General features: G+C 56.9%; 8 protein-coding genes and 3 pseudogenes. 10 read left to right on the plus strand and 1 reads right to left on the minus strand.

The window, feature by feature from the left end:
• Nucleotides 1-70 precede the first annotated feature (70 nt).
• The 10 genes and pseudogenes from ACWGTO_RS31955 (at nucleotide 71) to ACWGTO_RS32000 (ending at nucleotide 10,057) form a co-directional block, all read left to right on the plus strand.
• Nucleotides 71-1,873 (plus strand): hypothetical protein, encoded by a 1,803-nt coding sequence (locus ACWGTO_RS31955; protein ID WP_454578734.1) that lies wholly within the window; start codon nucleotides 71-73, stop codon nucleotides 1,871-1,873.
• Nucleotides 1,874-2,668: 795 nt separating this feature from the next.
• A pseudogene (locus tag ACWGTO_RS31960) lies at nucleotides 2,669-2,946 on the plus strand (DNA -binding domain-containing protein).
• A 627-nt stretch (nucleotides 2,947-3,573) separates the two neighbouring features.
• Nucleotides 3,574-3,663 (plus strand): annotated as a pseudogene (locus ACWGTO_RS31965) (transposase); the annotation flags it as partial.
• Nucleotides 3,664-3,976: 313 nt separating this feature from the next.
• Nucleotides 3,977-4,651 carry an IS3 family transposase gene (locus ACWGTO_RS31970; RefSeq protein WP_454578740.1) on the plus strand — a complete coding sequence of 225 codons (675 nt, stop codon included), beginning with the start codon at nucleotides 3,977-3,979 and terminating at the stop codon, nucleotides 4,649-4,651.
• On the plus strand, nucleotides 4,548-4,799 hold the full coding sequence (locus ACWGTO_RS31975) for an integrase core domain-containing protein (RefSeq protein WP_454578741.1): 252 nt from the start codon (nucleotides 4,548-4,550) through the stop codon (nucleotides 4,797-4,799). The genes ACWGTO_RS31970 and ACWGTO_RS31975 overlap by 104 nt, the downstream gene beginning before the upstream one ends.
• A gap of 7 nt (nucleotides 4,800-4,806) precedes the next feature.
• A complete protein-coding gene (locus ACWGTO_RS31980) occupies nucleotides 4,807-5,166 on the plus strand; it encodes a hypothetical protein (RefSeq protein ID WP_454578735.1) in 360 nt (119 codons plus the stop codon).
• Nucleotides 5,167-5,641: 475 nt separating this feature from the next.
• A complete protein-coding gene (locus ACWGTO_RS31985; RefSeq protein ID WP_454578736.1) occupies nucleotides 5,642-6,337 on the plus strand; it encodes a protein rhiA in 696 nt (231 codons plus the stop codon).
• Between the two features lie 95 nt (nucleotides 6,338-6,432).
• Nucleotides 6,433-7,077 (plus strand): phage tail protein, encoded by a 645-nt coding sequence (locus tag ACWGTO_RS31990; RefSeq protein ID WP_454578737.1) that lies wholly within the window; start codon nucleotides 6,433-6,435, stop codon nucleotides 7,075-7,077.
• Nucleotides 7,078-7,154: 77 nt separating this feature from the next.
• Nucleotides 7,155-7,601, plus strand: coding sequence for a protein rhiC (locus tag ACWGTO_RS31995; RefSeq protein ID WP_454578738.1), 447 nt, complete (start codon nucleotides 7,155-7,157; stop codon nucleotides 7,599-7,601).
• Nucleotides 7,602-8,611: 1,010 nt separating this feature from the next.
• Nucleotides 8,612-10,057 carry a BTAD domain-containing putative transcriptional regulator gene (locus ACWGTO_RS32000; RefSeq protein WP_454578739.1) on the plus strand — a complete coding sequence of 482 codons (1,446 nt, stop codon included), beginning with the start codon at nucleotides 8,612-8,614 and terminating at the stop codon, nucleotides 10,055-10,057.
• Between the two features lie 600 nt (nucleotides 10,058-10,657).
• Here ACWGTO_RS32000 and ACWGTO_RS32005 read toward each other — a convergent pair.
• Nucleotides 10,658-10,920, minus strand: a pseudogene (locus ACWGTO_RS32005) (IS481 family transposase); the annotation flags it as partial.

The following is a 10,920-nucleotide window of genomic DNA, read 5'->3' on the forward strand; positions in this document are numbered from 1 at the left end:
GTCCGAAAGTGATTAGGCCGCCGCCGCTACCATTGACACGACACGCCTCATATGAGGGGGGCGGGACTAAATGGCTGAGGAAAGTGCGCGTCACACGGTCGGTGATACCGTGATGAGCATCATGCCAATGGGAACCGTGCCCCTTATTCCATCACAAGACGGCCAAGAACCCGTTATCACGCTTGAGGAAAGCCTGGAAGATACGTCGGTACCTTGGTTCGACCCGCCCATTTGGCCTACCGACCTTTTCGCTACTGCTGCGCAAATCCTCCATATATCTGGGTTGCTCACCTATTTCGATCCTGATCCGGACGTGACTCCCCGAGCAGGAGAGCAGCCCCTGAGTTTCACTTTGAGCTTGGAGGACAGGGCGAGATGCGAGCGAGCTGGAACTGAGTGGTCTGAGAACGAAGAGACTCCCGATTTCGTTTACGACCTATGGGATGTGGTGATCGGCGCGTGGAATCAGCCGATAAGGGCATCCTTTTATACGCAGAAAAGCGCCCGGAAAAATGTACCGAAATGGTGGAAAGCAGGCCTCCAGCTGCTGATAATTGCAGACCAAGCCTGCGCCGGGCTTGGATCGCCCCGCGACCCGGACAAACCCCGATGGCTGGTGAATGCATTCGAACAGTTTTTTGCCCAACCCTTTGCACGGCCGCGAAAGCTAACGGAACAGGGCGCCTATAGGGCGAAGCGACAGATTCCAACGTTCGGCCGCGACAGCGATCCAGATGTGGGCTGTGTCCAGCCAAAAAACAGAATATCCGCCGTTGGTTGCAACATGCGGAACTTGACCCGTCACGTTGCGTATATTCCCCACGTTGGAAACGTTCGATGCCACTGGCATCAACCGATTAACTCGAAACTGGAAGAAGATGCCGATGCCCTGGATATCCTGATTATTCCACTGCCCTTCGAAATGAGGGACAACTGGATACGAACCAAGGATACCGCACTGCCTCACGAGGACAGACGCCCCAAATGGGGTAATTTCGAAGTGGTCCAAGAATGGCTGGTGGACCAGGATTCCATTATCGAGCTAGTGGCCGACGAGGTCCGCAAAGCGAAACTCAAGCTCAAAGGCGAATCCTTGAATGGGATAATTTTCCCAGAATATGCGCTGACGGAGGCGATATTTAACAAGATTTGTGGGCGGGTCAAAGAGATCGCGCCGGAGCTAGAGTTCGCAATCACAGGAAGCAGCACGAATTGTGAAGGGGAAGAGGGCAATTTCGTGCTGACAGCTATGTGGAAAAACAATGAGTTATCGGCGTTAAAAGACAAAGAAAGCCGATACCTGCTGACAAGCCGAAGGAAGCATCACCGCTGGCGGTTGGCACAATCGCAGATCAAGGACTACGATCTTGCGAAATCTCTAGATGGTAGCTCTGCCTGGTGGGAGAGCCACAAAATTGCGCAACGCGAGATACATTTCTTCCATTTCAGAAAGACCTCCGTTTTCACTACAATGATATGTGAAGATTTGGCTCGGAGCGATCCTTGCCACGACATCCTTAGGGCAATCGGTCCCAATCTCTTGTTCGCTATCCTGATGGATGGGCCGCAAATACCTGCGAGATGGCCAGCCCGGTATGCTGCTACCCTTGCGGACGATCCAGGTACATCAGTGCTGACCGTGACCTCGCTCGGCTTGATGGAGCGAAGCACTGCGGCTGGCAAGTTCCCGCCAAATAGAACCATCGCAATGTGGCGGGACGAGGAGGGTGAAACGCGTCCGCTAAGCCTGGATGACAAGGCGCGATCGATGCTGTTGAGCCTTGAGGCGAGAAGTGTTGTCGACCAAACGCTTGACGGAAGAAGAAACGAAAAAGCCTGGTCGTGGCGATACAAGGACGCGGTAAGCCTATGAGGCTTTAGCCTGGCGCGAGCTCAGAGGCGGATCGAGAGGCGGCAAGGGAATAGAGGTACCGATTGACGGTCGCGCCAAAGCATCGAAAGTTACCCCCCAACCCAACGCGCAAGCTTTTACATAGCCACCCATAGAGCGGGCGGCAGAAGTTACTTTCCCCCGTTTTCGTCACGTGGAGTGAGGGTAGTCTATCCCGTCGAGTTGTCCTGGACACAGAGCGCAGCATTGCGCGACCGAGGCGCGGGTGCAAGTCGTTGCGCAGCTTTGAAGCATCAGCCCGTGAAGCCGATGTCGGCCCGCCTCGGGTCCATGTTTCTAGAGCGGCGGCGGTTCGCTCAGGGGAGGGCGTTACACAATGTTTTTAAGGTGCAGGACTACACGACCGGACCTGATCTGAAATGCTTGGTTTCAATTGCCGCTTTCGGCTTCTCGGGGACATCGGATCGTCCGTGGCGATCACTGGCAGGACTCCATGAAACCTGTAACCTCCTGCGGGGCGCAGGTCAGCCCGCGGTTGCGGTCGCGCGCCCTTGCGAGGAACTTGGGATGGCTAGCCCGCTGGGGAGGGAACGCTGCGCATGATCGATGACGAGGCGCAGGATCTCCGCCCCCGCTTGCGGAACCGGAAGGACCGGGCGACGGCATTACGCCGAATGGGAAAAGAAGAAGGGATGCCAGCGCGAACAGGCAGGTTCCGAAGCCGAGCGGCAACCCTAGTGATCCCGGGCCGCCTGGCTGGCCAAGGCTGGCAAAAGCGGGCTTTTCCATTCCTACCGCGTTTGCTACGAATGGCGCATGCTCAAGCCTCTATTAGATCCCGATGTCGCCGACGAGGCACCGGATTCGCCGATATTGACCGGCTATGACGAGGAGCGCCTACTCACCTATATTCGGCTTCTCGATGCAGCAGCCGAGAACGCTGACTGGCGAGAGGTGGCCAAGATTGTTCTGCACATCGATCCGGAGAAAGAGCCGGACCGGGCTTCAAAGCTTGGTCGACCCACCTTGCCCGTGCGCAATGGATGACGACGAGCGGCTACCGATATCTCCTAGCCGGCGGAGCTCCGCACTGAACAAACGACCCTTTCGCTGGATCAGATTTCCGCAGCCTCACGCTGGAGTTGCGATCAGCTATTGAAGTAGGCCCGGCGATGCGGCATCTAGGACATGGGCCTAGCCCGTGGGGTCTCCGAATGAGGCCGACCTAATGCTCCAAGCTCCGGTTTCGGGGCATTAGTCATTTCTTGGGGTAGAAAACGATCGCGGCCCTTCAATGATAGCCCGAATTTCGGAGAGGTTCGTGTCATCTGGTGCTGCGCCCGGCTAGCCTAAGCCTAGGGGGTGACAAAACCGTTGGTTGCCAGTCCAGGCGGGGCGCACCGTGATTGGGGCACGGGTGGTGCGAGGCCGCTATGCCGGCGGGGCCTTCAATCAAGATGGCCGCTTATGGTGAATATTTTCGCTACTGCCCACATGGCGGCGGCTGCTTCAGCTCGTGTCTGGACCTGTGCCGGAGGACCTGAAGCGGCTGGCCCAAACAGGTTGGTTATGTCCGGGGTTTAGCCGAAAAGGGTGGAGTGCACCCCTGGACTGAGACACAGAAAATCGCGGACAGTTTCCCTGCAAGGAGACGAAACTGGGGCATGGCCGGAAGGCAAAGAGTTATTGATGAGGGACAAAAGCTGGAGCTTCTCCAGCGCATGGAGGCGGGCGAAACCGTCAGCAAGTTGGCAGATGAGGTTGGCATCAGTCGCCAACGACTTTACGAGTGGCGTGATCAGCTCAGGCTCCATGGTAATCTGAAGTCACGCCGGCGCGGCCGGCCGGCCAGATCGACAGCAGGAGTTGACGGGGCCGCGCAGTTGCAGAGCGCAGTCGACGTGCCGGCGCCCCAGGAAAAGGCGCTGATCAAGGCCAGGCGCCGGATCAGGGAATTGGAGCAAAAAGTCGGGCAACAGCAGCTCGATCTCGATTTTTTTCGCGAGCCTTGCGGCACTTCGAGGAAGATCATCGTCGGAGCAGCGCTCCTGGCGAAACGGGATCTTCCAAGTCATCGAAAAGATGATGACCGGCCTGTCGCAAGGCGAATTCAACATCGACAGAATGTGCTGGCTCGCTGGCGTCAGCCGCGCGAGTTATTACCGTCACTGGCTGGATTCGACCCCTCGTCGGGCCGAGACAGGTTTGCGCGATCTCATTCAGAGGATGGCTCTCGGCAACGCGCACTACGGCTACCGCCGGATCGCAGCCCTGCTGCGGCGGGAGGGGTGGCAAGTCAATCACAAATGCATTCTACGGATCATGCGTGAAGACAATCTGTTGTGCCTGCGCGCAAGACCCTTTGTTCCTCTGACGACGAACTCGAGGCATGGGTGGCACGTCGTGCCGAACCTGGCCAGAGGAATGATCCTCAATGGGGTCAACCAGCTGTGGGTCGCCGACATCACGTTCCTGCATCTGGCTGAGGAGTTTGCTTTCCTTGCCGTTGTGCTCGACGCGTTTAGCCGCAAGGTGGTCGGCTGGGCGTTGGATACGCATCTCAGAGCTAGCCTTGCCATCGAGGCTCTCGAGATGGCCATCACTACTCGCCACCCCGAATTCGGGAGCCTGGTGCACCATTCCGACCGCCCAATACGCCTGCGGGGCCTACTCCGAACTTCTGCACCTGCACGGTATCCAGGCGAGCATGAGCCGTGTCGGCAATCCTTATCACAACGCGCAGGCGGAGAGCTTCTTGAAAACCCTGAAGCAGGAAGAGGTGCAAGGTCTCGCCTATAAGGATGCAGACGATGCCCGCAGGCGCATCGGGGCTTTTATCGATGCCGTTTACAACACGCAGCGCCTGCATTCGGCGCTCGACTATCTCAGTCCGGAGGAATACGAACAAAAGCATTCACACAGACGACAGATGGAAAAAGCCGCATAAGCTTAACGTGGGAGTCGGCGACATTCAGGTGGCCCTCGAGCCACATTTCGAGGGCAAAAACGTCGCCAAGGGAGCGCTGGTCGCGAAACTGGAGCACCCAGCACGCCGCGCGCGCACTGAACTACAGAGCGTGGCCGTCTTCGTCGAACCGAACCCCGAAAGTGGCACCGATTGGAGAGTGCATCCCGCGACCTTCCCGGGCGAAAGCCAATGGGGGAAGGTTTCCATGGTTCTCTACAAGCTCGGCGGGCGTGAGGATTGGCCCGACGCCAATGAACTTGGCTCGTGGCTTGTCAAGGATGTCGTTCCGGCGCTTGAGTTCGCAGTTGGGGCGAGGCCGTCCAAAGATGTCTCCACACCAGAGTGAAAAGCGCGCTCGGCGTGCAGCGAAGGTTTCCAGCCGAGGTCCAACGGCGTCACGCCGACAGCGGCGGTCGGCCATGCCTCTCGGCACGACGCTCCAGTTGAGTGAAGGCGGATCGAACAACCCCGGCATGCGAAAGTGACAGTCGATCCTCGGGAGTCCTTCGTGTTAATCATTGCTTTGAAAATGTTTCTCGCAAAGCGTTAGTAAATGCGAGTATCACGAAAGTCCATTCATCCGTTAGCGGATGGAAAGGCATGTTCATAGGGCCGATTGCGGCCTGGTCGCATATGTGTGACACATTTGATGTCGCCAGCGCGTTAGTCAAGCGCAAAAGATCCAAAGTTGAAATTTGACGCCTGAAGTCGAATTTTTACGCATATTTGATTGTTCGAAAGTGGAGGCCTCTAAGTACCCTTTGATGGCAATCGGACCCCAACATCGGCCAATCCGATGAAGCTCCAGGAAAGGGATATCAATGTCTATTCACGTCAGTTATGCCCGAAACGAGATGTCACATGATCTGCGTGCATCTCAACAGGCGAAGGCCGCACTCGCTCAGGGCACGCAATATTCGCTATTGCTTAAAAATGATTCGGCCCAACCTTGGACCTTTTACGTCTATCAAAAGATGCCGCAGCAGGTGGCAGATGTCTTCTCCCTGGCATGGTTTTGCTCGCCGTATCAAATTCGGGTCGGTGACCAGATCAGGTTCACCTGGGAAATCGACTACAATTTTGTTTGGAGCGACACGGGCCAGTTGATCCCAGGCGTCGATTTTCTGGCGTCTGGGGCGAAGAATTGCAGCCCGGCCGCGAAGAATACGACCGAGTTTTCCTTGTCGCCCGGACCTGGTCTCAGCGATCCGGCCCAAGCGCCCCCCAGTGGTTCTCTGGTTATCAACGATGCCGCCGACGTACCGAACAACAGATTTTCAGTTGGCATCGGCATGTCGGGAACCGGAACCTATTGTGTGCAGGCAGGAACCAATCTGAAGCACACATTCACCCCCACGCCGAGCTATTGGGTAGCTGCGGGAACAAACCTGAAGATCGGCACGGTGCTCAACATCAACACGGTCACACAGACGGGCGAAGCGAAATTTCCGTCCGCAGTCTACAACCTCGACTGCGTGCTCCAGGGCGACAATACTTGGGATATTTCCGCGGCTTAGTCGACCGGGCATCCTAATGCTGGCTCCGCTCAAGGTTGCGGAGCCAGCGGGGCTAATTGTGGCTTTCGAGAGGTTCACAGGAACCACGAGTCCACGTGCCAACCATCGCATTTCTCAAAGTAGAAACCCAACAGCAATGGAGGGATGCCATCATGTTTGCGGGAATTCCTATCGGTGCCGTGTGCCCTTTCGCCGGCCAGGTCCATCCCGTTACCGGCTCCAGGAACACGATCTGGGCCAACGCGGCGTGCTCAAGCTCGGGATCGAAGCCAGGGACAGAAGCTGACGCCCCACTTAGTCATATCGAAAGCCAGGGTTGGATGCTTTGTGATGGACGATATCTGAGCTTGACTGCCTACCCTGAGCTCTACGCTGTTTTGGGTGCACTCTACGGCGAAAGGTCTTCAGGCGCTGAAGTGGAATTTCGAATTCCTGACTACCGCGGGCTGTTCCTGCGCGGGCTCGACGCGGGTGCCGGGATGGACCCAGATGCGGACCAGCGGATCGATCCGACCGGAAACCACGTCGCAAATACCGTCGGCTCGCTACAATGCGATGCCATGCAGGATCACACCCACTCCTATGACGTGATTCAGCCGGCCGGAATTTCACAGCAGGGCAATGCCGCCGGAACATCCTTGTCGAGCAAAGCAACGAGTTCGCCGATAGCACCGGCACGCATCGCCGACGAAACGCGCCCGAAGAACATCGCTGTCAACTACATCATCAGGTTCCGTTAGCGGCTGTGCAGGCATGTCCTCATTCCAGGAGCCGCTGTGATCCACGTAGAACTGACTTCAATAAGAGGAGAGAAGTGATGACTTTGAAATCAAAAGCTTTCGGCTTGTTGGTGGCTCTCACCGCAGCCTATGCCACCGTTCCGCCAACGAATGCAGAGGACTCCAGTACTAAAGCCGGGACAAAGCCCGTCACTACGGGCGTGGTCATTCGTGGCGTAACGATAGGCGGCCCTCCCGGAGCGCCGGGAACCCCGACGGGCCGAACATGCGACTTCAGCAATGAAGAGGTCGGACCCGACGGACGCTTGACCGGCGCTAGCGTCAACTGCCGCCCCGACGGAAATCTTGCGAACACGATACCAGGTCTGCCCGCACGCTTCGATGCCTATTGCGTCATCGATGCGCCGGTAAAGAGCGCTCGTGTAATCCAAGCACCTATCTCGGGCGACGCCAACCATTGCGATCTTTCCGGCATAACCCCAAAAGACGCGACAGGCCAGTTCAAGGGCTCTGTGTGGCGTTAGACCTTCGCCCAGGGGGCTATGTTCTCCGCTCATGAGATGGCAACTTCGTTCAGGCCGTACCCACGTGCCATTTGACAATGGATGCGGTCTGAATTGCCTGCGGCCGTTCTTCGGTTGGGTCTGGTGGCGAAGATTTGCTCAGGTGACGCGAGTAGAGACCGGAAGTCCGTTCCGCTGCCTGCCAGGATAGGGCCTCATGCGTTCGGGCCTCAAGGCCTGTTCCAATTCATCAGGATTAAGGTCCATTGCGGCCCAGGGCGGATCTGGAGGATATCGCGTTTTGCGCCCAACGTGATGTAGGGGGCGCAAGCAAGCAGCCGATTGTCCCGCTGGAGATTTTCAAAGCCTTATGCCCCACGAAAAGCTGCTGATAGGCCACGCCATGGTCGGCGCCACAGAGCAGGCTCAATCGCGTTGTTGCGGTCAATATTTTCAAGCGATGCCTCACCGGTAGCTTCGGTATCTGAACTGTCCTCAATGAAGAAATTGGCGGTCGTGGGTCGGTCTTGTGCGATGGCGACGGCGAGGGCGCGCCGCATCGTGGTTTACTTGGCCGGGTTGATGGTCTGGGATTTGATGTCTCGGACCAAGGCACAGCCGTGGACAGCTGAGGGTGCCTTCATTGCATCTGTGATTTCCGACCTATAGGTTTTCCAGCAGGCGTATCCGTCCACAGACGCAGCTTTTGATGTTGGTGTGTCCTTCAGATCGTCGGGATCGTTGCGTACTTTTCGGCGTCATGGAACGGTTCGGCATCATTGAGTAGCGGCTGGCCTGCCATAGAAAGATCTCAGATTTTTGTCGTTGGCTCTTCCATTATAGTCGCTCCTTCTAATGTTTGTGTGTATTATTTGAAAAGTTATATGTACTCATATGTCGCTATATAATTATTAACTGTACTTCCAGCCGACAGGCGTAAAAAGCGCGTAAAAAGCGAACAGGAGGCCCAACACTCGTATATGTTGCAGTCTTCTACGAGGCTTATATGCACCCGGCTTCAGGAGGCACGCTTGGATTTGCGACTAACACTGCTCGGCCGGTGCATGCTCAGCGGCAAACAGCAAACACAGCTTCGCCTTAGCACACGGAAGTCCTGGGCGCTTTTCGCATTGCTGGCGCAATGCGGAGTAAGTGGCTGTACGCGAGAACAGGTGTCCGGCAGCCTGTGGCCTCTGAGCGGTGAAGAGCAAGCACGTGCGAGCTTGCGCCAGGAATTGGCTGCTTTACGCAAACTCCTGAAAGAAGTCGGTTGTCCGGATCCGTTTGAGGCCCGTCAAGGGACCTTGATGCTACGGCACGAAGTCATTGCTGTCGACAGTCGGAAGTTGGAGGATATTGCTCTTTCTGGCGACACCGAACGTATCCGGAGCATTCCACAATTATACAGAGGTGACTTCGCTGCGGGCTTGAGCATCCGGTCGGCACCGTTTGCAGCCTGGTTGCAGGCTGAAAGACAACGACTTTGCGATCTCGCGGTCTCGGCGCTCGAAACTGTGCTGGCACACGATGAAGAGCATGGTGAGCCGGACATCGTGCTAAAGACGGCGCTGGCTATAATCACCATGGATCCGGCGCATGAGGCAGCGCACTGCGGCGCAATGCGGAGCCTGCACTCTCTGGGGAGGAGTGCTGAGGCTCTAATGCAATTTAACCGTTTGGAAAGCACCCTTCGGCAAGAGCGGAACGCTGGCCCCAGCGCGGAGACAGTCGAAGTCTACCGGCGCCTGCGTCAGCATGATCGCCCCACTGTCTCCTGTGATTCGGGCGGCGTTGCCGCAAACGTCTTTGGTACACCAGAAAGGCGCATAGTCATTATTGCAGCTTTCGGCATTTCCGCCGGAACTGCTGCCGGCCAACAACTCAACGCTGAAGATATCAGCAAATTGGTGCAGCCGATGGAGGTCTTTTGCCGTGAGACGGTTCCAAGATTCGGCGGTCAGATAATCGGATGCGTAGCAGACCGGTGCCTGGCCGTGTTCGGCTACCCCGCTGCGAGTGAAGTGGACGCCGAACGTGCGGTCCTTGCCGCAATAGATCTTCGAGGCAAATATTTGCGTGCCGCAAGCGGGCAAGTGGTGCGGATATGCTGCGGCGTCGCCAGTGGCGAGGCCTTGGTTCGATCTGGGGAGGAGGGTTCACTCAGCGTAGCTCAGATATCGGGCCCACTCATCACTCAGGCGACCACTCTAAGTTACACGGCAACCGAGATCGGTGTCCTTGTTTGCGGAGCGACGCTGGCACTGCTGCGTCGCGTATTCAAGACCAGCGAAGTGTCGATCCCCGGGCACAGCACCGGCGCCTACCAAATTCGTAGCGAATTGGTTGCAACCAACCGCTTCGACATTGGCGAGAGACAGAACACCCGGTCTTCCTCCGTCAGCCACGAATGCGAGATGGAAACTTCTTGCAACACTTTAGAGCAGAGGTTTGCAAGGGGCAGGGCGCCGCCCCAGTAGCCGGAGAACTAAGCATCGGAAAATCGCGGCTGGTGTAGCATTTGCTGAGGTTATGACTAAAAATGTCCAGGCTCGGCGCAGTGTGTGGTTCGATGTGAACTATCTCTGACAAGTGGTGCACTTACACGCGATAAGCGTGCAGTACACTGCAAGGCCGGCAGAAGGCGTGGGCGCAAGCCTGATGGGACCACTGGCAAACGCTCGAACGCGAAAAACCGAATTCCGCGCCGTGTCATCCGACGCTGCCGTCGGCTTTGTCGAGTGAACGACACGAGCTGTCCGGTTTGCCTCCAGCTCCCACCATCATTCAAGTCATTGAAATAATAAAATCGAGAACACTTTTCTCAGGCCTCCCAGCGGAGTTGGCACGACACTTGATACGTCCTCCTAGGCGACGGCAGGAGCTGCCGAGCGGGTTCATTTTTGTGGTTGATATTGTTCGGCGTCGCCGTCGTGCCCGGCAGCGGCTTCATGGCCTCGCCCTATGTCCGCATCTCCTACGCCGCCTCGATTGAAGAGCTGCAGCGCGCCTGCGGCCACATCCTTGCCGCCTGCGAAGCCGTTTTCGAAAGTGAAAAGACCTCTGGAAATGGCCGTCGGAGCCTTCTCATGCAGTTCGACGAAAGCGAACTTCGAGGTGCGGTCGATGGCGGCGAACATGTGCAGCTTGCCCTGTTCGGTTCGGACCTCGGCAATGTCGATGTGGAAGTAGCCGATCGGGTAGCTCTTAAATTTCCTCTTCGCCGGCTTGTCACCCTCGACATCCGCCAGACGGCCAATGCCATGGCGTTGCAGACAGCGGTGCAATGAAGACCGCGTCAGATGCGGGATGGTTGCCTGAAGCGCATAGAGGCAGTCGTCGA

The sequence above is a fragment of the Mesorhizobium sp. PL10 genome (assembly GCF_053714315.1).